This window comes from Paraflavitalea pollutisoli (assembly GCF_029360705.1).
GTDB lineage: Bacteria > Bacteroidota > Bacteroidia > Chitinophagales > Chitinophagaceae > Paraflavitalea > Paraflavitalea pollutisoli.
The window spans coordinates 3,835,357-3,857,725 of sequence record NZ_JARKMX010000008.1; the positions used below are offsets into that span (position 1 = coordinate 3,835,357).

Consider the following 22,369-nt stretch of genomic DNA (forward strand, 5'->3'; position numbering starts at 1 on the left):
GGCGCTATCAGTTTCATGTCAATCATGCATTACCGGATATAGGATCAGGATTTAGCCCGGTTTTCGACCAGCGTAACGCCTTCCGTATTTACCTCCAGCGTATGTACAGCCCCGCTCTTCAGAGCAAAATTGTTCTTCTGATGCCCAACCGGAAAATCGAAACACACGGGATAGTCGAAGTTTTTGACCTTCTCCAGCACGATGTCGGGTACTGTACGACCAAACTCTTCACCCGGATCATCGGGCTTTACTTTAAACCCACCAATGATCAGTCCCTTCAGTTTATCCAGTTTACCGGTACGCGACAGGTTCCAGAACATCCGGTCGATGCTGTACAGGTATTCGCCTGTATCTTCTACGAACAGGATCTTGCCAGCGGTTAACAAGTCCGATTTACTGCCCGCCAGCGTTTCGATGGTCTTCAGGTTCCCGCCCACCAGCACGCCGGTAGCCGACCCCACGCGATTGAACGCATTAGGCCCTGTTGTATATTTCATGGTTTCACCCGACAAAGCCTTTTTAATAGAAAGGATCGTATCGATCTGCACTGGGTCAGCTTTGGACCAATCGTCCGGAAAGCTATTGCACATCTTGGAGTGGATGGAGGCAATGCCGTATTGATGACTGAGGTGGCAATGCAGCACTGTGATATCACTGAACCCGATGATCCATTTGGGCCTTGATTCCAGGCGGGAAAAGTCGAGCCGGTCAATGATCCGCACAAAACCATAACCGCCCCGGGCGCACATGATCGCCTGCACCTCGTGGTCATCCATCAGCTGCTGAAAATCAGCCGCCCTTTCTGCGTCGGTGCCGCCAAAGGTAGCATCACGCTGCCCGACGGTATTACCTACCTTAACATTATAACCCCAGCTTTTCATTTGGGCAATCGCTGGCTCGATGTCTTTCAACAAGATATACCCGGCCGGACAGGTGATGCCGATCGTATCACCTGGTTTCAGGTAAGGGGGTATTATCGGCTTTTTGGCCCCGTCGCCCGACAATGCGGGCGTTGCTCCACCCGGAATGGCTGGCAACAAAGCACCTGTAGCCAATATAGAAGAAAGAAAATGCTTACGGTTCATGTCAGTGATTTTACGTCCGGCACTACAGGCCGTTTCTAATGATTGACCCGCTTTGCGCAGGAAGGTCACAATTTACTACCGGAAAAAATAAAGTTTAACATTTCTGTCAGTTAGTTGTTAGTCCACCAAACCTGACATGTCCGGCAAAACAGACATGATTTGAAGCGTAATTGACATGTTAACGCAGTCCGGATTAAAGAAATTCAATATAGCTTTGCACACCCAAACTCTATTTTAGTAAGGAACCGAACGAATCTATGGCAAGGAAGTATCTGATAGCGCTTACCGTACTGGTGGCCGCCATCCAACAAACAGCAACTGCGCAGAGCAACTGGAAATTTGTAAAAAATGGCAGCTTTTACCTCAGCTGGGGGTACAATACTGAATGGTATACCCGCTCCACCGTACACGTTAAACAACCCTCCCTGGGCAACGATTATAAGCTCGTACATGTAAAAGCGCATGACCGGCCAGGCTGGGACGATGGTCTGTTCTCTAAACCCATGACCATTCCGCAATACAATTACCGCATAGGTTATTTCTTCAATGAGAAGCAAGACCTCGCGCTGGAAATCAACTTCGACCACACCAAGTATATCATCACCGATGGCCAGCAGGTCAACGTGAAAGGCACCATCAACGGTCAGAAAGTCAATGGCCAACGGGAATTTTCTGAAGCAACCGGATCCTACTACTACCTGAACAACGGGGCCAACTTCCTGCTGTTCAACCTGGTAAAGCGTTTTCGCCTGGTGCAACCCGGTCCTGCCAACAACCTGAAACTGGACCTCTTGGCCAAGGCAGGTGTAGGTCCCGTTATCCCCCACGTGGAAAACAGCTTTTTTGGACAGGCCAACGAACCCGGCTTTCAGATCGGGGGCTGGAATACCGGCATCGAGACGGCTTTTCGCCTGACAGCCTTCCGCTATGCCTACCTCGAGTTTGCCCAGAAGTTCGACTATGCCCGCTACAGCCACCTGAAAGTATACGAGGGACGCGCCAAACAGGCATTCGGCACCTACGAACTGATCCTCAACCTGGGCTTTACCCTGCCCACCGGCAAGCACAACAAGGAGTTTGCGAAGAAGACAAGTACCAGCATACTGGATAGTAAAATACAATAGGAGGCAGCGCTTCCTGCAACGATAATATGCGGTCTGGCCCCTGGCCAGACCGTTCTTTTTGCCTCCCGGCCAAATTTCTCGTCATTTCCCAACCATTGCCTTCCTGCCTTACGTCAATAGATAGAGGACCGACTACCGTGTGCCAGGCGCAACCCGCAACCATCACCAACCATCCACACCAATCGTGTTAACAAACCGGGATGACATCATAGAAGGCTGTAAAAAGCAGGATCCCAAAAGCCAGGAGGCGCTGTACAAGACCTGCTATACCGGGATGATCAAACTGTGCACCCGCTACGCAAGGGATGCCGATGAAGCAGCCTCCCTGTTTAACGAAGGCATGCTCAAGGTGTTCAATACCCTGCACCAATACCAGGGCCGGGGCGACTGGATGGGATGGGTACGCCGCATCATGGTCAATACCTGCATCGATCACTTGCGCAAGCAGGCCAAATTCAACCACCAACCACTGGAGATCGTATCCGGCGACAACAACGCCATCGATCCCGACATCTATAACCGGCTTTCTGCCAGCGACGTCATGCGCTTACTACAGGAGCTGCCCCGCAATACCGCACTTGTCTTTAACCTCTTCGTGCTCGACGGCTTCAAACATGAAGAGATCGGACAAATGCTCGGCATAGCGATCGGCACCTCCAAATGGCACCTCAATGAAGCCAGGCGCCTGTTGAAACATAAACTCGATACATTATTGAAAAAAGAAATCTACTCTAATGCAATCTGAACAGGAAAATATAGACGACTTCTTCCGTAAAAAAGAAGAGGAATACCAGCACGATACCGGTGACGCCGGTATCCAATGGGAACGCATGCGGGGGCTGCTGGCACCACCCCTACAACCCGCTCCCAGAGGGTTCCGCTGGTTGTCATCCCGGCATGTGGTTAAATACTTTGGTGGATTTGCCATCGTGACGGTCATTACACTGGTAACCATCACCGCAGTCCGGTCAACTAAAAAAGCAGCTACACCCCGTACCAAGGCGGTGGCAGCTACCACAGCCAATACATCCTCACGGGGCACTGTGGTCGCCAACCCGATACCGGCTCAAAAAGCGAGCAGCCCCAGCAATAGTAAGTCAACATCATCAAATGCCGGCAGCGTGCGACAGCCCTCCTCATCGGGCACCCCCATGGCCGGTCGTCAACCCGCCGCAAAGCCCGCTGGCAATACCAACAGGGCAACGGTTGCGCAGGTGCGCAACCATGGAGCGGCATCTGAACCGAATCTGTCCGCCCCACCTTTCGACAAACAGACCAACCAGACCGTGACAGCACATTTGACCATCAACCAGCAACCACCGGTCACCAACAACAACCCATTGCCCATTCGCCTGGAACCAGCAGCCACCAACAACAACGGGCAGCTGATCCCTGCAATAGCAGTGGAACAGGGAGTCGCAAAACCCTCCGTGGCTGCCGAGCAGATCAATGCATTCTACAAAACCATGGCGAAGCCTGCCACTGTATTTACGGTGGATGTGGAAAAGGAGACGGTTTTAAACGGTCGTGAAGGCACGAGACTGATCATCCCTCCGCATTCATTTGCCACCAATACAGGAATGCTGAAAAACCAATTGGTCACCCTGGTTCTGGAAGAGTATTACACCTACGAAGACATGCTGGCAGCGAAGCTGACCACCACCAGCGGCGAAGAACAGTTGATTTCAAATGGTATGGTTAAGCTCACGGCGCACAGCAACGGCAAGCCTGTCAATATCGCCTACGGCAAATCTATTCAGCTGGAAATGCCTGCTCCCCATTTCGACCCCGAAATGCAATTGTTTCGCGGTACCCGCAGCAGCCTGAAGGATGCGTACAGAGCTGCCTTTGTCGAAAACCGTATGATCGATACCGTACATTTCAAGAAGCTGGAAGCCGATGAGAACGGGAATATCGACTGGATACCGGAAGGGCAGCTACAATCGTCTTTGTTCAACTACCATGTGCAGGAGCAAACGATCAAGGTATTCAATCCCTATGGTGACCCCTATAAAGTACACCATGGCAAAAGGCGGTTCACCGCCTATATGTATGTGTCAAAACGGTGCCCCCGATCCGACAAAGAGATGAAGAAACTGATCATCGACAATAGCAATGGGTACTATGACAGGGTAAAGATCAAACGGGTGGATCCAACACCCGTGGCGCGATACCGGTATGGCGCGGATTTGGCAGCTATTGCGGGAGATTCGGTAGAAATGACCTTCCGGCAGGCATTGCGCAAAAAATTGCTGGCGCCGGCAGACAGCCTGATGATGCTGGAAAAACTACGTGCAGACAGTGTGCGCCGGGCAAATGCACCGCAGATAATCAATAAATATAAATTCACCATCAACTCCCTCGGCTGGTTCAACTGCGATAAATACAGCCGCCGGACCATCCCCAATATGCTTTTCGCCTTCAATCCAGGGAAGGGGTTTGAAACCAGCACAATGGTTACCCACCTCATCTTCACACGGTACAAATCGGTGCTCAATGGCACGCCGAAGGGCAACAAGATCAACTTTGGCCGCATTCCAAAGGATGAGCCGGTAAAGCTGCTTTGCCTGGGGGTAAAAAACGGAAAGGTCATGTCGTGTATACAGGATTTCAATACCAATAAAGACGAGATTCCCTCCATGACGTTTGAAGAAACCACGCCCGACCAATTCAAACAACAATTACAGGCATTATCCGCCGCACTGCCATAACGCAGTGGGGCAATACCACACCCCATTTCCCCATTACCTGTCAAATAGTTATTTTTGCGGACATTTGCGGCAACCACGACAGTCCGTAGGGGACATGCCCATTTTATGAAGTAAAAGACGATTTGACAATGACAGACTTTAAGAGATACCTGGTAACCGCCGCATTACCCTATGCCAACGGCCCCATCCACATCGGGCACCTGGCAGGTTGTTACCTTCCGGCCGACATTTATGTGCGCTACCAGCGCGCCCGCTTACGCGATATCAAATTCATTTGTGGCAGTGATGAACACGGCGTACCCATCCAGATCCGGGCAATGCGCGAAGGCACTACCCCACAGGCCGTCGTCAACAAATACCACAAACTCATGGGAGATACCTTCCGCGATATGGGTATCTCGTTCGATATCTATTCCCGTACCTCCAATCCCGTTCACCACCAAACGGCTTCTGACTTCTTCAAAAAGATGTACGATGAAGGCAAATTCGAGGAAAAGGAATCCGAACAGTATTATGATGAGAAGGCCAATGCCTTCCTCGCTGATCGCTATATCGTAGGCACCTGCCCCATCTGTGGCAATGAAAATGCCTATGGCGACCAGTGCGAACGATGCGGATCGACACTGAGTCCCGAACAACTGATTAACCCACGCAGTACGCTCAGCGATGCCGTGCCGGTAAAAAGAAAAACCAAACATTGGTACCTGCCGCTGCAGAATTATGAACCCTGGCTAAAGGAGTGGTTGCTGGAAGGACATAAGGAATGGAAGAACAACGTCTATGGCCAGTGCAAATCCTGGATCGACAATGGGCTGCAGCCGCGTGCCATGACCCGCGATAGCAACTGGGGCGTAAAAGTACCCCTGCCCGATACAGAAGGAAAAGTATTGTATGTATGGTTCGATGCGCCCATCGGGTATATCAGCGCCACCAAGGAACTGACAGAACAATGGGCCGATTACTGGCAACAGAACGATACCAAGCTGGTGCATTTCATTGGCAAGGACAATATCGTATTCCATTGCATCATCTTCCCGGCGATGCTGAAAGCGCACGGCGATTTTGTTTTACCCGAGAACGTACCTGCCAACGAGTTCCTAAACCTGGAAGGCGAGAAAGTATCTACCAGCCGCAACTGGGCCGTGTGGGTAGACGAATACATGAGAGACTTCCCCGATCAGCAGGACGTGTTGCGGTATGTGCTCTGTGCCAATGCACCGGAAACAAAAGACAATGACTTTACCTGGAAAGATTTCCTGGAAAGAAACAATAGCGAGCTCGTATCCATCTTCGGCAACTTTGTAAACCGTGCCTTTGTGCTCATGCACAAACTGTGTGGCGGCAAAGTACCACCCTTACATGCAGATGTCGCGGATAAAGCAGACCAGGATTTGCTGGCCGAATTCGAGGCAACCAAAACAAGGGTAGAAACATTGCTGGAACAATACAAATTCCGCGAAGCCCTTTTTGAAGTGATCGACCTGTCGCGCAAAGGCAACAAATATATGCAGGACAAAGAACCCTGGATCGTTGCCAAGAGCCTCGCAGAGAATCCCGAAAAGCAAAAGCTGATCGATAACTGCCTGCACATTTGCCTGCAGTTGACCGCCAACCTCGCCGTCATGATCAACCCCTTCCTGCCTTTCACGGCAAAGAAGATGCTGCACATGATGAAGGTAGTAGACAAGATGCTCGAATGGGAAAACGCCGGTAAAACCAAATTACTGAGCGTAGGCTATAGCTTGCGCGAACCGCAATTGCTGTTCCGCAAAATAGAAGCATCTGAAATAGAAGCACAGATCGAAAAGTTGAAAGCCAATATGGTGAAACCAGCTGCTACCGTAGATCCTGCTGCGAAGAAGGCCGCCAAGGATGCCAAATATGCTGCCAAGGCAGCTGATAAAGAAGCCACCACGGAAGCAACCGCTACCAGCACGGAAGAAACCGCCAGCCCGGTGAAGCCAGAGATCGTATACGACGATTTCGCAAAGATCGACCTGAAAGTAGGGACCATCGTGGCTGCCGAAAAAGTCGCCAAGGCCGATAAACTGCTGAAGCTGGAAGTAGACCTGGGCTTTGAAAAACGCACCATCGTATCGGGCATCGCGCTGCACTTTCAGCCAGAAGCCATCGTAGGTCAGCAAGTAGTCGTCGTTACCAACCTCGCGCCTCGTAAAATGAGGGGTATCGAGAGCAATGGCATGATCCTGATGGCAGAAGACAAAGCCGGCAAACTGCACTTTGTCAACCCCAACACAAAAGTGGATGAGGGATCAGGAGTAAGTTAATCGTATAAAGTGTCATCTCTTATACAGCCCTGCTCAACCAGCAGGGCTTTTTTTTGTTGGTAGCCTCATCTGTCAATACCCATTTTAGTACTTTACGCATTAAACACAGCACTATGCAACTCGGATTTATCGGACTGGGCAGCCTCGGCACTCCCATCGCACAAAACATCATCGACAGTGGTCATACGCTGGTCGTGTACAACCGCACAGCGAGCAAAGCACAACCGCTGGCGGATAAAGGCGCGAAGATCGCCACCAGTGTAGCCGAACTGGCGAAAGCCTGCGACATCGTATTCACCATGGTAGCCGATGATGCCGCCCTGAAGGCGGTGACCACCGGTGAAGATGGCCTGCTGCAACACCTGCGCGCCGGCAGCCTGCATATATCTATGAGCACGATACTGGCTCAAACAGCTGGTGATCTGGCAGCCCTGCACGAGGCAAAAGGCCAGCACTATTTATCGGCACCCGTATTCGGACGCCCCGATGCAGCCACCGCCCGCAAACTCAACTTCGTCATCTCCGGTCCACAGGATGCGCGGACAACAGCTACCCCGTTGTTGAAAGCCGCCGGTGGTGCAGGGGTGTGGGAATTTGGTGATGATATCCTCACGGCCAATACGATCAAGATCAGTGGCAACTTCCTCATTGCTTCAGCGATGGAGGCAATTGGCGAAAGCATCCGCCTGGCCCAGGCCAGTGGCATCGATGCGCACAAGATGTGGGAGATGTTTGGCCAAACGATCTTCAACGCCCCCATTTACCAGAACTACAGCAGGATCATCCTCAACAAGCAATATGAACCGGCCGCTTTCACGGCACGCCTCGGCCTCAAAGACCTCAACCTGGTACTGGACCAGGGTACAAAAACCGGCCAATCGCTTCCCCTGGCCGAATTGCTGAAAAGCCACCTGGCACAGCTCGTCAGTAGCGGACAAAGTGAGATCGACTGGAGTGCTGTCGCCGAGGGCGGAATCAGTAGCGGAGGGTAAGCTTCAGACTGCCGAAAGCCGACCTGTCCGGAGAGCGTAAAAGCTAGCGATGTATACTGATAATCAGAATGATACAAAGTAGGTCGCCAGCGCCCTCCGATTTACTGCCGAGCTCATGCCGAGCTGGTGCCGAGCCAGTGCCGAGCACATGCCGCGCTTTAGGTCCGGTATAGGTCCAGTGTAGGTCCGCTGTTCGTCCCCGGCCGCCGGGGTGAAGAAGGGGTTCAACAATGAATACGGAGCGGAAAAAACGAGCACCACCAGGCCATATTAAGCCTCGGGAACACCCCTTTATTATTCGGGCAATTGTATTATCTTCGGGTAAAATAGTTGTTTAACTAACTAATTATTCTATGTCAAAACGCCTCATCAAGAAGGTCGCCGTATTGGGTAGTGGCGTCATGGGATCAAGGATTGCGTGTCATTTTGCAGGAATAGGATTGCAAGTGCTCTTATTGGATATTGCCCCCAAGGAGCCGACAGACGCCGAAAAAGCCAAGGGACTGACCGCCGATCATCCGGCCGTGAAGACCCGGATCGTGAACGATGCCCTCACGGCAGCTGTCAAATCCAATCCCTCTCCCCTCTATACTAAAGATGCACTGAAGAAAATAAAGACCGGCAACTTCACCGACAACATGAAGGATATTGCCGACTGTGATTGGGTGATCGAAGTAGTCGTAGAAAGGCTCGATATCAAACAACAGGTATTTGCCGAAGTAGAACAATACCGCAAGCCCGGCACCCTCATCACTTCCAACACCTCCGGTATCCCCATCCACCTGATGGCAGAAGGCCGGAGCGAAGATTTCAAAAAACATTTCTGTGGCACCCACTTCTTCAACCCGCCACGTTACCTGCGCTTGCTGGAGATAATTCCAACACCGCATACAGACCCGGCCGTGGTCGACTTCCTGTTGCATTACGGCGACCTGTACCTGGGCAAAACAACCGTGCTGTGTAAAGACACGCCTGCCTTTATCGCCAATCGTATTGGCGTATACGGTATCATGGCTATCTTCGGACTGGTAGAAAAAATGGGACTCACCATCGACGAGATCGATGCCCTTACAGGTCCCATCATCGGCAGACCCAAATCGGCCACCTTCCGCACAGCCGATGTCGTAGGTATCGATACATTGGTGAAAGTAGCGAAAGGTGTATACGAGAACTGCCCCGCCGACGAGGCCCGTAAGTCGTTTGAGATCCCCGCCTGGCTCGATAAAATGGTCGAGAACAAATGGCTGGGCGACAAGACCGGACAAGGCTTCTTCAAAAAGACCAAGGGCGGTGGCGGCGAAAAAGAGATCCTCGTACTCAACCTGCAGACGATGGAGTACGAAGCCCGCAAGAAACCAAAGTTTGCTACGGTAGAAGCGGCCAAACCCATCGACGATCTCAAAACAAGACTGAAAGCACTGTGTACCGGTATGGATAAAGCGGGCGACTTCTTTCGCCAGTTCCATTACGGTCTATTCTCGTATATCTCCCACCGCATACCAGAGATCAGCGATGACATCTACCGGGTCGACGACGCCATGATGGCGGGCTTTGGCTGGGAGATCGGAGCCTTCGAAAGCTGGGATGTACTGGGTGTAGAAAGCACTGCTAAGAAAATGCAGGATGCTGGTTACTCCGTAGCAGGCTGGGTACAGGAGATGCTGGCTGCCGGCATTAAAACTTTCTTTAAAGTAGAGAATGGCAAAAGGCTTTATTATGATATCGCCTCGAAGGGGTACAAAGCCATACCTGGCGGAGAAGCCTTCCTGGTCATGAAAAACTTTGAAAACCAGACCGTTTGGAAAAACAGCTCCTGCCGTACTTACCACCTGGGCGACGATGTACTCGGCCTGGAGTGGTATACCAAAATGGGCAGCATCGGCGGAGAAGTACTGGAAGGGATACAAAAATCCATTGCACTCGCAGAAAATAAGTACAAGGGTTTGGTGATTGCCAATGAAGGTGCTAACTTCAGCGCCGGTGCAAATGTGGGCATGATCTTCATGCTGGCCATCGAGCAGGAATACGATGAGCTTGACATGGCCATCCGCCTCTTCCAGAATACGATGATGCGGGCCCGTTACTCAGCGATTCCGGTAGTCGTTGCTCCCCATGCGTTATCACTGGGAGGCGCCTGCGAACTGAGCCTGCACGCCGACAAAGTTTGTCCTGCAGCCGAAACCTATATCGGCCTGGTAGAACTCGGGGTTGGATTGATCCCCGGCGGCGGTGGTACCAAAGAATTCGCCCTTCGTGCGGCCGACGAAATGCACGAAGATGAGCCGGAAACCATTACCTTGAAAAACCGCTTTCTCACGATTGCTACAGCCAAAGTAGCCACTTCTGCCGCCGAGGCCTTTGATCTCGGCATATTGCGCAAAGGACATGACGAAGTAGTCCTGAACCAGGGTCGCCGCATTGCAGAAGCTAAAAAAAGTGTTCTCGAAATTTATGATAGTGGCTACGTAACACCTGTACAACGTACGGATGTAAAAGTACTGGGCCGTTCAGCATTGGGAGCCCTGTATGCCGGTATCAACGGTATGTGGCGCGCCGGATACGCAACCGACCATGATGTAGCCGTAGCCAAAAAGCTGGCCTACGTGATGTGCGGAGGTGACCTGAGCGAGCAATCTCTGGTTTCCGAACAGTACCTGCTCGACCTGGAAAGAGAAGCTTTCCTGAGTCTTTGCGGAGAAAAGAAGACACTCGAAAGAATACAAAGCGTACTCAAAGGCGGTAAGCCGGTACGCAACTAAATACGACTTTGTTACACATTCCATTACAAAGGGTCACATGAGAAAGCCCGGGCGTAACGATCACCGTTACGCCCTTTTTTTGTGCGTACACTGCCCAGGCGGGGATAAAAGTTATAGAGTACTTATAGAGGAGTACTCCTTGGGAGTATCCGTAGGATAGAAAAAGGCCAGGGTAGGGTCACTCGCCTACCCTTTATCCCTGTTTACTTGGCGGTTGCACAGATTATCAATATCTTGGAAGACCTTTATCGCCCAACCACACCAAAGTGCCAATCCATGGGAGAAGCCGAACTAATTCGATCGTCCCGGGAGCTGATCATTCGCTCCGCCTTTTATTTCTATGGAGAGGAGGCTACCGCCAACCTCGCCATTCAGATAGCAGATGATATCGCCCGTTGCTGGAATGAACCCCGGGGCACGGCAAAGATCCGGCATGAAGATTACCTGGTTAAATTCGAAGTAGAAGGATACTACGCGCCCGACCTCGATCCCGAAAAGGTCTGGTACAACGACCAGCCACGACTCAACTACTTCCGGATAGAGAACTTTGTGGTAGGCGATATTTCGTATGTCGATGAGATCGGTAGCAACACAGGATACCTGAAATTGGCCAATCTGTTGCAAACACCAACGACCATTGCACATGAATACGGACATACCCTTGGCCTTGTCCATCCCCGTGTGCTGGACCTGCGCGGAGGCGGTTTACCGGGCATCATGTACCCACGCGGCACCCTGTGTGATCCGAATTTCCAATACAATCCCGCCGCTGCCGCGGGTACCAATGGCGGCACCCTCGATCCGCAATACCGCAAAGTGTACCAGGCAGATATCGACACCCTCAAACTGCATAAACTCGACTTCGATCACCGTGACCGAGCCCTCGTGGGAGCATTTTCCAGCCTGTACCACCAAAAACACCGGCCCGAAGACGTGTAACATTATCCGATAATCAGCAACTTATATACAAACAGTATTTACATGGCCATACTTACCGTCGAGAACCTGCATAAGACCTATACAAATGTACAGGCCCTCAAAGGCGTGAGCTTTACCGTACCAAAGGGTTCCGTATTTGGCATCCTGGGGCCCAATGGAAGCGGCAAAACCACCCTGCTGGGCATCATCGTCGATATCCTGCGGGCAACTTCCGGCTCGGTCAAACTATTCGACGAAGTCCCCAATCCAACACACCGCAAGCGGATCGGCACCTTCCTCGAAACACCCAATTTCTACCATTACCTCAATGCAGTACAAAACCTCGAAATTGCCGCCGCCATCAAAGGGCATGGTAAAGAGGATATAGACCGGGTACTGCAACTGGTCAACCTCGACCAGCGCAAATACCATAAGTTCAGTACCTATTCATTGGGGATGAAGCAACGGCTGGCCCTGGCCTCCTGCCTGCTGGGCAATCCCGAAGTGATGATATTCGATGAGCCAACCAACGGCCTCGACCCCGTAGGCATCGCCGAAACCCGCGAACTCATCAAGAAACTGAATGGAGAAGGAAAGACAGTCATCATGGCCAGTCACCTGCTCGATGAAGTAGAGAAAGTGTGTACCCATGTGGCCATCCTGCAGAAAGGCACCCTCATCACCCATGGTCATGTCGATGAGATACTGGCCCAGGAAGACATCGTGGAAGCAGGTGCGGCGGATAGCAGCCAATTGCTATCGATCCTACAGCAATATCCCGGCGGCGGCAAAACAAGTCTCAACGGACATTTGGAAGTAGCTTTCTCGCCAGGCACCGCCGACCTGGAAGCCATCAACCGCTTTTGTTTTGAAAGAGGGGTGACGCTCAATCACCTGCGCCTGCGCAAAAAGAGCCTGGAAGCCAAATTCTTTGAACTTACCCAAAACAAGAATTGATCATGTTGCAACTACTCAAAATAGAATGGCTGAAGCTAAAGAACTATCGTACGTTCTGGATATTGTCCGGATTGTACATCTTCAGCATACTCGGTCTCAACCTCATTGTATTCAGGATACAGCAAACCATATATGAAGCCAAGGAAGGCCAGGGCATGGCAGAGATGATACTGGGCCGCACCCCCTACTCCTTTCCGATCACCTGGCAAATGACAGCATATGTATCGAGCTTTCTGCTCTTCATACCCGGCCTGCTGCTGGTGATCTGTCTCACCAATGAATACAGCTTTCGTACGCACCGGCAAAATATCATCGACGGATGGAACCGGCGGGAATACATCTCGGTCAAGATCGCGCTGGCATTCATCTTGTCGGCGGTTTCCACCGTCTTTGTGACGATTACCGCTGCCATCTTTGGTTTTGCCAGTGGTTCATCGCTAAGCTTTGATAGCTTTCAATACATTCCCTATTATTTCCTGCAGGCCTGTAGCTATACGATGGTCGCGCTGCTCATCGCCGTGATCGTTAAAAGAGGCGGACTCGCCATCGGTATCTATTTCCTGTACTCACTGATCATTGAAAACGTGATCCGTGTTTTCCTGAATTTCAGAGGAGACAACCTGGGGCAGTTCCTGCCACTGCAATCCAGCGATGAGCTGATCCCCTTGCCCATTCTGCAAAATGTACAAAAGCGTGTATTTGAGCCCGCCAACCCGACCGTAATGCTGGTACTGGTGCTCGTGTATCTCTCTGCGTATGTATACTTCTCCATCCGCAAATTCGAAACGGACGACCTATAAAACAAAATGCCCCGCTCGGGGCATCACTTATAGATATATAACGGCAGTGCCTCACAACAACAGCGCTGTCGTTTATTTTTTTGTCAGGTTAGTCAGCGCTGGCTCGATCGTCGGATACAGGAATTGAAACCCCGCCTGGCTGATCTTCGTATTACTGACCGTAGCACTCTTCAAAACCTCGATGCTCAACCCACCAACGACCATCTTCAATACAAACGAAGGAACATAAAAAGGAATGTAGAAACGCCCTTTCACTTTTTCCGCCAGTTTCAGCATGAAGTTCTTGTTGGTGACCGGTTGCGAAGCAACAGCATTGTAAACCCCATCTACCTGTTGGTTTTCGATGGCAAACAGGAACAACCGCGCCAGGTCATCGATATGGATCCAGCTAATGACCTGCCGGCCATGGCCAAAGATGGTTGCCACACCAAACCGTACGGGCTTCATAAACTCCTTAAAGGCACCTCCCTGTTTGCTGAGCGCCACCCCAATCCGAAATATCACCAGCCGTTTACCTGGCAGTTCTTTAACCCCGGCTACACTCCCCTCCCACAGCTCGCAGGTTTTACCCAGAAACGCCTGATCGACAGGATCTGTTTCGGTAAAAGCAGCTTTATCGCGCGGCCGCTTTTCGTCACCACCATACCAGCCAATACCCGAAGCGCTGATGACCGCTTTGACCTGGTTGTCATTTTCCTTCAGCGTCTTAACCAGCAACTCGCCGCTACGCACCCGGCTGTCGATGATCTCCTGTTTACGTTTCTTCGACCAACGTTTATCCGCCACACCGGCACCTGCCAGGTTAATGATAAAATCAGATTGCTGCACAGCCGCCACATCGATCAACCCTTTATCAGGGTCCCAATGCGCCTGCCGGTAGTGATCTTTGGCCGCCGTAGCCTGGCCTCTGGAAAGCACGATGACATCATGCCCCTTGTCGATCAATAATTGAGACACTGCCTTCCCGACCAATCCTGTTCCGCCGGTTATGAGAATCGTAGCCATAAGGTCTAAAGTTGGTGAATACGGTTTGCGGTTCAAGGTACAAAACTTACGCCTCGACATCCCCTAAAAAAAATCCCTCCTGAGGAATCAGGAGGGAAACAACTAAAAACAACAATCGCTGCATGTTTAAATAGACTTTATTTTTTGCAGGGACTTGAGGTACAGAACAGAATTAATCAGGCTTCTTACCATCCAGGAAAGTATTGATGGTAGAAATCTGCCCGTTATTATTTTCGTCGGCCTTGACTTCGTAATTGCTGTAGAAGCTTTCTACATTGTTGATGGTATTGTACAATTCCAAATTGCGGCGGATGTAAGCCGGCACAGTTTCAAACTCATTGTTAGGATCGGCGCCGTTGATGTTGAATGACAGATTACGTAATTTCTGTATCCGCTCGGCCGCCCGGCGTTTTTGCTCGTCTGCTTCGTCCTGCGGCGCAGGGTCCTCAACAGATGAATTCGCCATAACAATTGGGTGAGCTTGATGGGCCCCAGGCTCCTCCGCCGCTGGAATGTCGTCTTTGAACACGAGTTGCATGTCATTGGAAGGATCTGCTTCCTGGGTTGGTTTTGAACTCGTATGCAAGACCGGTTCCTTCACAGGGGCATGTTCTTGGATGGATTCTTCTGACTTAGGTTCTGCATAAATATTGGTAGGCCTGGCCAGGTATCCTCCGGACGCTGCAGACGCCGAAGAATTATTTTTAAAAGCCTGTTGGCTTTGCTGTGCACTGGAATTTGTCGGTGGGGGTACGTTTGCGGGTGTTTCGGCAGGTTTGGATGGTTGCGAAAGTACCCATTCGATCCTTTCCGACTCCTGATTGACCACAGGTTTTTTGTCCACAGTATTTTTACTAGGCTCATCGCTCGTAAAAAGCTCCAATGGCGTAAACTTCTGCGCAGGCTGTTCTGGCACTTCCGGATCTACCAGCTTAGGCGCCAGTTCTTCTTTGATCTCAGGCATAGCCGGTGGAGCCGGCTTCTCCTTTTTGGGTTCAGCGGCAGGCTTAGCCAAAGCCTTTGGATCGGGCTGATTCGTTAAAGACAATACGATCTTCTCCTCTGCCTTCGGCACCGTCTTCTTGGCCTCGCGCTTCGTAAAAGGGTCCTTGTATTCAAAACCGGTTGCGATCAGGGTAATACCGATCTGGTCGCCCAGAGAATTATCATAGCCCATACCCAGTATCACATCGGTGCCTTCACCAGCCTGCGACAACAGGTAGTTTTGAATGATATCCACCTCATCCATCGTAAACTCATGCTCGCCTTCGGCAGAGTTGATGTTGATGAGGATCCATTTGGCGCCACTAATCTCGTTGTCGTTCAGCAATGGAGAGTTCATAGCGTCTTCGATCGCACGTTGTGCCCTGTCTTCACCACCCGCAGAAGCATTACCCAGGATAGCCACACCACCATTGCGCATAACGGTGCATACATCCGCAAAGTCAACGTTGATCTGACCAGTGCTGTTGATTACATCTGTGATACATTTGGCAGCAGTGGCCAGTACATTATCGGCCTTATTGAATGCCTCTTTCATTTTCAGGTTACCATATTGATGACGCAACTTATCGTTGCTGATCACCAGCAGGGTATCCACATATTGCTTCATCACGCGGATACCATCTTCCGCCTGCAATTGACGTTTCTTGCCTTCGTAAGAGAATGGCGTGGTCACGATACCAACGGTCAGGATGCCGAGGTCGCGGCAGATCTTGGAGATGATGGGCGCACCACCCGTTCCGGTGCCACCACCCATACCAGCCGTAATGAACGCCATCTTGGTGTTCACTTCGAGTATACGCCTGATCTCTTCCAGGCTCTCTTCAGTAGCCTGACGGCCAATATCCGGATTGGCGCCTGCACCCAGCCCTTGGGTAAGGTGCGGCCCCAGTTGTATCTTGTTAGGAACCTGGCTTTGTGCAATGGCCTGCGCGTCCGTATTACAGATAATGAAGTTGACGCCTTCAATATGCTGTGCGAACATGTGGTTCACTGCATTACTACCACCACCACCAACACCAATGACTTTGATGATGGATGATTTTTCCTTTGGTAAATCAAAATGAATCATAGCTTTCTATTTTTGTCTCACCAGGCCTTGCTCTCCCGAAAGCCCATCCAGAGACTTATGAATTTAACAGGTTAGTAAAAAATCAAGGAGTACCGGAACAATAACCACTCCAAATGTTGTTAACGTAGGGGTCGGTTCAGAAATCCTTGCTCAAAGAATCGTTGGCAAAGCTGGTTGACCCAGCTTAACAGCTACGCATCTTACAATGCGTGATCTTCTTCTTCCTTAAACAGGTCGATGATGCCGTCTTTGAATTTGCCCCAGAAATCTTTGATGCCTTTCCTGTTGTTCTTAACCTTTTCTATCCGTGTTTCTTCTTCTGTTGTTACAATGGTTTCTTCTACTTCTACCTCTACCTCGGCAGTCTTGCGCAATCCTTCAGGCACTTCTACCTTACGGAAACGATGTTCAAACTGCTTGCGGTTGTGCTCATAATCGCTGTATCCCTTCAGGATAAGACCAATACAGGTAGAGTAAGTGGGCTTGGCCAGCTCTTCGATATGACCGGCTGCCAGGTGCTCCGTCGGGAAACCGATGCGGGCATTGAGACCGGTTACATATTCAGTCAACTGAATCAGGTGACGTAATTGAGAACCACCACCGGTCAATACGATACCGCCATTCAACATGCGGTGATCCAGTCCTACCTGCTTCAGGTGATAGGTTACAAAGTCCATGATCTCACTCATACGAGCCTGGATGATATTGGCCAGATTCTTCACACTGATCTCTTTGGCAGGCATACCACGCAGGCCAGGGATGGTGATGAAGGCATTGCCGCGGGCCTCATTGGCCAGCGCACTACCAAACTGCACCTTCATTTGTTCTGCCTGCGTTTTCAATACACCCAGACCAGTCTTGATATCATTGGTGATATTCTCTCCACCAAACGGGATCACCGCGGTGTGCTTGAGAATACCTTCGTAGAAAACAGCCAGATCGGTAGTACCACCACCGATATCAACGATGGCTACACCCGCTTCCAGGTCTTCGTGCCCCATAACGGCCGCGGCAGAAGCCAGAGGCTGCAACACGAGGTCCTTGGTGATCAGGCCACTCTTCTCTACCGAACGGCTGATGTTGCGGATAGCATTCTTATCGCCGGTAATGATGTGGAAGTTGGCACCGATCTTCACACCACCATACCCGATCGGGTTGGGGATGTTCTGAAAATTATCTACCGTAAACTCCTGCGGGATCACATCGATGATCTGATCACCGGCAGGGATATAAGTTTTGTATTGGTCACCGACCAATTGATCGATCTCCTTTTGCGTAATTTCTTCCTCGGTCTGGTGACGTACGATATCACCACGGGTTTGAAGGCTTTTGATGTGATGACCTGCAATACCGACATACACCTCGCTGATCTCCAGGTTGGGGTTGGAAGTATAACAGTTGTCCAAAGCCATTTGAATGGCCTTGATGGTTTCGTCGATGTTCAATACCTGTCCGTGCTTCACACCATTGGAGTTGGCGCGGCCAAATCCAATGATCTCCAGCTTGCCGAATTCGTTCTTCCGGCCGGCAATCGCTGCGATCTTCGTCGTCCCGATGTCCAGGCCGACAATGATGGGTTGTTGCTCGTTGTTCATGCTATCCTGTTTTTAGTTGTTGGTATATTGATTAGTTGCACTTTCCTGCTGCACACGGGATCCAAGATCCTGCGGGTAACCCGACGTCGGTTTATTACGGGGCTTCCTGTCCATACAGGGAGGGCCTGCCGTTCGGACCCCGGTCGTCGCGGTCCGTTGTTTTCATAGAGTAACCAGGATACTTCCTTTGTTCTTACGCGCTCCTTCAGACTTTCCTACGCCCGCTTCGGCATCACTGCTTTCGCCTGTCTCTTGCCTGCTGCCGGCTTCGCCACATTGTTCTTTTTGGCGCTCTTACTGTTTTCATAGGATCGGCCTTTCACAGGAGGGGTTTTCGGGGAGTTGTTCGTTCGCTTCGATACGTTCGCTACGGATATGGGTGGTTTTTCAGTCGTCGGACTTTTGGCCGGTGAAGTATTCACCGATGTCAACATGCCCTGTCCGCTCGTGGGCTGCCGCGCTGCTGAATCACTCATGGCCCGTTGGGCAGAGGTAGCCAGACTCTGAATGGTTCTGGCGGCCTGGGCCGAATCGATGCGGGCCACATAAGTTCCTTTCCTGATGCACACCACCTGACGGTCAAACTGAACATTCAGGCGATCATATATATCCATACCGGTCTTGCTCAATACCAACTTGTAAAACTGCAGCAATCGGCCAAACTTCTTTTCGTAATCACTGCCATCCCCAAACTCGATGACGTGGCTGCCGACCATGGGCATCATCTCGAATCTTTTATCAGGGAGGATATCGGTCTGTGCGATCTGCGCCATCCAGAAAGGATCATGCTGAATGAACAGACTGACCTGTTTGATGTGCTGCACCAGTAAACTGTCTGATTTAGCGAACCGCTCTTTGTCGGAAGGAAAACCAGTGAATACCGGCAACCTCGCCGACACCTTATCCGATAACGGAAGCTTTGCACAGCTGCTGTCTATATAAAAACTGTTCCCGCCAGCAGTAAAGATCCGTGCGATGGGCTCACGTTCGGTGATCTTCACCTGCAATACCTGGTTATTATCAAAGAACAGTTCCGCATCACGGATCCATACATTCTTCTGCAACTTGTCCTCCATCTTGCGCAGGTCGAAGCGCTCCAGGGCACGACCTTTCAGGGATACCGAACCGTTATTCGATAGTATCTCTACCACCTCCTTCTTATTCATGAACCACTGACCATCTCCACCCGCCAGCGAGATCTCATATCCGGCACATACCTTCTCTTTGCGGTTGCGGATAGCCGCTACCAGCAGCACCAGCACGCCGGCTGCCACGATGGTCCAGCCACCGAAAATCAACATCCTCCTGATATGACGCTTCCCTTTCATATTCTATTCAAAGTGCCCATCAACAACCAACTGGTCAGGTGATGGGTTCCATTTGTCCCGGCAGTCCCGGGATCAAGACTTTGGTTCAACGATCTTTTTAATGGGTTGCACCAGGGCATCGATATCACCGGCGCCGGCTGTGATCAACAGCCAACCGCGCTTTCCGCCCGTAGCACCCTGGCCTGCGTTGCCGCCCGCCAGTTTTGTTTTTATCGTTTCCAACAGCTCCTCTTTGCTGAGCAACTGCTTGTGTTTATTCTTCATCGATCCGAGAATCAGCGCACTGGTCACTCCTTCCATGGGCAGCTCCCGGGCCGGGTAGATTGGCAACAGGATCACTTCATCTGCCATGTCGAGCGTCGCAGCAAACTCGGTTGCAAAATCTCTGGTCCGGCTGAACAGGTGCGGTTGAAACACCACCGTACTGTGCATATGCGGAAAAAGATTACGGGCACCAGTGATCAACGCTCTCAGCTCTTCCGGGTGATGGGCATAATCGTCTACAAAAACGATCGCCTCGTGATCGGTGGCTTCCGGCGTTTTCACGATGTACTCAAACCGGCGCTTCACACCACGGAAAGAGGCCACCGCCGCTTTGATCTTCTCGTCTTCAATGCCGAGCTTGTGCGCGACCGTAATCGCCACGATCACATTCTCGATATTGTGCAGTCCGCCCATATTCAGCACGATATCTTTCAACGACCAGTCTTTCATCACTACATCAAACTCATAACTGCCATACTGGTTACGGATATTCGTAGCATACACATCGGCGCGGTCATCTGTCAAACTATACGAAAGCCGGTTAGCCGTCTTCAGCTCCCCCGAACGCTCCAGGCTGAACTTGTTCAGCAACCAGCCACCTGGCTTTACCTTTCCGCTGAACTCGATAAAGGCTTCCTCCATCGCTTCCGGCGTACCATAGATATCGAGGTGATCGGGATCCATAGAAGTGATCACGGCCACATCCGGGCTCAGGCGCAGAAAACTTCGGTCATACTCATCAGCTTCCACCACACACACGTTTCTTTCGTTGCTCCAGTAGTTGCTGTTGTAGTTCACAGCAATGCCACCGAGGAAAGCATTACAACCGTAGCCACTATCGCGCAACACATGGGCCGTCATGGTGCTGACTGTCGTCTTTCCATGCGTACCTGCCACACAAATATTAAAAGAACTATTGGTGATCAACCCCAGTACTTCACTGCGTTTCAGCAAGGGGTATTGTTGTTCCTGGTAATAGATCAACTCTTTGTGCGCTTTCGGCACAGCCGGTGTATACACGACCAACTGCACATCGGTGGGCGCCTGCGACAGGTCTTCTTCGTAGTGTACGGGAATTCCTTCTTCCACCAGTTTACGGGTCAACGGCGTTTCCGTTTTATCATAACCACTCACCGAGCGGCCATGAAACTTGAAATACCTCGCCAGCGCACTCATCCCGATACCGCCAATACCAATGAAATAAACCTTCTGAATATCTTTAAAGTCGATCATAATTGGCTATCTATAAAAGACCGTTTGCACTTCATTTTTCCTTGTTGCCTTTCTTGCTTTTCCTCGCTGCCTAGTTTCCTTGTTGCCTTATATTCGCCTCCACCACTTTTAGCATCTCCAGGGCAATCACTTCGTCGGCATTGGTAACGGCCAGTTTGCCGATATTTTCCCGCAATACGGCCTGCTGGGCTTCATTCTTTGCCAGGGCAATCACCGTATTTACCAGTTTATCTTTCGCCTCACTGTCTTTCACCAGGATGGCAGCCTGCTTATCGACCAGGTGCTGTGCATTGACCGTCTGATGGTCTTCTGCCGCAAACGGGAAAGGCACCAGCACAACCGGCTTTTTCACCACACACAACTCGGCAATGGCCATGGCGCCAGAGCGTGAGATCACGACATCGGCCGCTGCATAGGCAAACTCCATTTGGGTAATAAAACTATTGGCCCAGATGTTCCGGTTCTCCACAGCCCGCTCACTCGCCTTTTCCACAAATGGCTTACCGGTTTGCCAGATCAGCTGAATATCGTTTTTGGCAAAGAGCTCGATCTGCGCGTCCAGTGCTTCATTGATGCCTTTGGCACCGAGGCTGCCGCCCGTGGCCAACACCGTCTTCTTACTGGCATCCAATCCAAAGAACTCCATGCCTTTCTCCCGTGAAATATTGTTGGCCGCGATCACACTGCGCACAGGATTACCCGTGATCAGGAAGCGGTCGGCAGGAAAGAATTTCTCCATACCATCCCCGGCCACAAATACTTTTGTCGCCTTCTTGCCCAGCATCATATTCGATTTGCCGGCAAAAGAATTCGACTCATGAATAAAAGTCGGTATACCCCTGGACTGCGCATAACGCAGTACCGGGAAGCTCGAATAGCCCCCCACCCCCATCACGGCATCGGGCATAAAATCAGCTATGATCTTACGTACCTGGAAAAAACTCTTCAGGAGTTTGAAAGGCAGCCCGATATTCTTCAGCAAAGAACTTCTGTTGAACCCGGCGATATCCAATCCTTCGATCGGGTAACCAGCCTGCGGCACTTTCTCCATCTCCATCTTACCCTTCGCACCAATAAATAATATCTCGATAGCCGGGTCTATTTTCCGTAAGGCATTGGCCACCGCTATCGCGGGGAATATATGCCCGCCGGTACCACCTCCTGCTATAATGATCTTTTTGTTCAATGTGCTACTATTGTTCAGTGCTCAAAATGATAGTTTGATTAACCAGTACC

Annotated in this window: 16 protein-coding genes; 9 read left to right on the top strand and 7 right to left on the bottom strand. The window is 51.0% G+C overall.

What is annotated here, in order from left to right; genetic code table 11:
* Window positions 1-44: 44 nt before the first annotated feature.
* Complete coding sequence (locus tag P2W70_RS28975; protein WP_276485072.1) at window positions 45-1,085, bottom strand: S66 peptidase family protein; 1,041 nt, start codon at window positions 1,083-1,085, stop codon at window positions 45-47.
* Window positions 1,086-1,342: 257 nt separating this feature from the next.
* On the opposite strand from P2W70_RS28975, the gene P2W70_RS28980 reads away from it, so the two are divergent.
* The 9 genes from P2W70_RS28980 (at window position 1,343) to P2W70_RS29020 (ending at window position 13,634) form a co-directional block, all read left to right on the top strand.
* On the top strand, window positions 1,343-2,209 hold the full coding sequence (locus P2W70_RS28980) for a hypothetical protein (protein WP_276485073.1): 867 nt from the start codon (window positions 1,343-1,345) through the stop codon (window positions 2,207-2,209).
* A 184-nt stretch (window positions 2,210-2,393) separates the two neighbouring features.
* Window positions 2,394-2,954: an RNA polymerase sigma factor gene (locus tag P2W70_RS28985; RefSeq protein ID WP_276485074.1), complete on the top strand. Its 561-nt coding sequence runs from the start codon at window positions 2,394-2,396 to the stop codon at window positions 2,952-2,954.
* Window positions 2,944-4,920 (top strand): hypothetical protein, encoded by a 1,977-nt coding sequence (locus P2W70_RS28990; RefSeq protein ID WP_276485075.1) that lies wholly within the window; start codon window positions 2,944-2,946, stop codon window positions 4,918-4,920. Before P2W70_RS28985 ends, P2W70_RS28990 begins: the two co-directional genes overlap by 11 nt.
* 128 nt (window positions 4,921-5,048) lie before the next feature.
* Window positions 5,049-7,208 carry a methionine--tRNA ligase gene (gene metG / locus P2W70_RS28995; RefSeq protein ID WP_276485076.1) on the top strand — a complete coding sequence of 720 codons (2,160 nt, stop codon included), beginning with the start codon at window positions 5,049-5,051 and terminating at the stop codon, window positions 7,206-7,208.
* Between the two features lie 113 nt (window positions 7,209-7,321).
* On the top strand, window positions 7,322-8,200 hold the full coding sequence (locus P2W70_RS29000; protein ID WP_476704114.1) for an NAD(P)-dependent oxidoreductase: 879 nt from the start codon (window positions 7,322-7,324) through the stop codon (window positions 8,198-8,200).
* Window positions 8,201-8,553: 353 nt separating this feature from the next.
* Window positions 8,554-10,959 carry a 3-hydroxyacyl-CoA dehydrogenase/enoyl-CoA hydratase family protein gene (locus tag P2W70_RS29005; protein WP_276485077.1) on the top strand — a complete coding sequence of 802 codons (2,406 nt, stop codon included), beginning with the start codon at window positions 8,554-8,556 and terminating at the stop codon, window positions 10,957-10,959.
* Between the two features lie 276 nt (window positions 10,960-11,235).
* Window positions 11,236-11,898 carry a zinc metalloprotease gene (locus tag P2W70_RS29010; protein ID WP_276485078.1) on the top strand — a complete coding sequence of 221 codons (663 nt, stop codon included), beginning with the start codon at window positions 11,236-11,238 and terminating at the stop codon, window positions 11,896-11,898.
* A 42-nt stretch (window positions 11,899-11,940) separates the two neighbouring features.
* Window positions 11,941-12,834 carry an ABC transporter ATP-binding protein gene (locus P2W70_RS29015; RefSeq protein WP_276485079.1) on the top strand — a complete coding sequence of 298 codons (894 nt, stop codon included), beginning with the start codon at window positions 11,941-11,943 and terminating at the stop codon, window positions 12,832-12,834.
* Between the two features lie 2 nt (window positions 12,835-12,836).
* Entirely contained in the window at window positions 12,837-13,634 is a 798-nt protein-coding gene (locus P2W70_RS29020; protein ID WP_276485080.1) for an ABC transporter permease, read from the top strand.
* A 72-nt stretch (window positions 13,635-13,706) separates the two neighbouring features.
* Here the strand turns inward: P2W70_RS29020 and P2W70_RS29025 are convergent, their stop codons facing one another.
* From P2W70_RS29025 to murG, 6 genes are all read right to left on the bottom strand, one after another.
* Window positions 13,707-14,639 (bottom strand): TIGR01777 family oxidoreductase, encoded by a 933-nt coding sequence (locus P2W70_RS29025; protein ID WP_276485081.1) that lies wholly within the window; start codon window positions 14,637-14,639, stop codon window positions 13,707-13,709.
* Window positions 14,640-14,811: 172 nt separating this feature from the next.
* Entirely contained in the window at window positions 14,812-16,713 is a 1,902-nt protein-coding gene (gene ftsZ, locus P2W70_RS29030; RefSeq protein WP_276485082.1) for a cell division protein FtsZ, read from the bottom strand.
* A gap of 200 nt (window positions 16,714-16,913) precedes the next feature.
* Entirely contained in the window at window positions 16,914-18,308 is a 1,395-nt protein-coding gene (ftsA, locus tag P2W70_RS29035) for a cell division protein FtsA (RefSeq protein ID WP_276485083.1), read from the bottom strand.
* Between the two features lie 215 nt (window positions 18,309-18,523).
* The gene (locus P2W70_RS29040) at window positions 18,524-19,609 is read right to left on the bottom strand and encodes a cell division protein FtsQ/DivIB (RefSeq protein WP_276485084.1); all 1,086 of its coding nucleotides are present in this window, start codon (window positions 19,607-19,609) and stop codon (window positions 18,524-18,526) included.
* A 99-nt stretch (window positions 19,610-19,708) separates the two neighbouring features.
* Window positions 19,709-21,133: a UDP-N-acetylmuramate--L-alanine ligase gene (gene murC, locus P2W70_RS29045; protein ID WP_276485085.1), complete on the bottom strand. Its 1,425-nt coding sequence runs from the start codon at window positions 21,131-21,133 to the stop codon at window positions 19,709-19,711.
* A 70-nt stretch (window positions 21,134-21,203) separates the two neighbouring features.
* Window positions 21,204-22,319 (bottom strand): undecaprenyldiphospho-muramoylpentapeptide beta-N-acetylglucosaminyltransferase, encoded by a 1,116-nt coding sequence (murG, locus tag P2W70_RS29050; RefSeq protein WP_276485086.1) that lies wholly within the window; start codon window positions 22,317-22,319, stop codon window positions 21,204-21,206.
* Window positions 22,320-22,369: the final 50 nt, after the last annotated feature.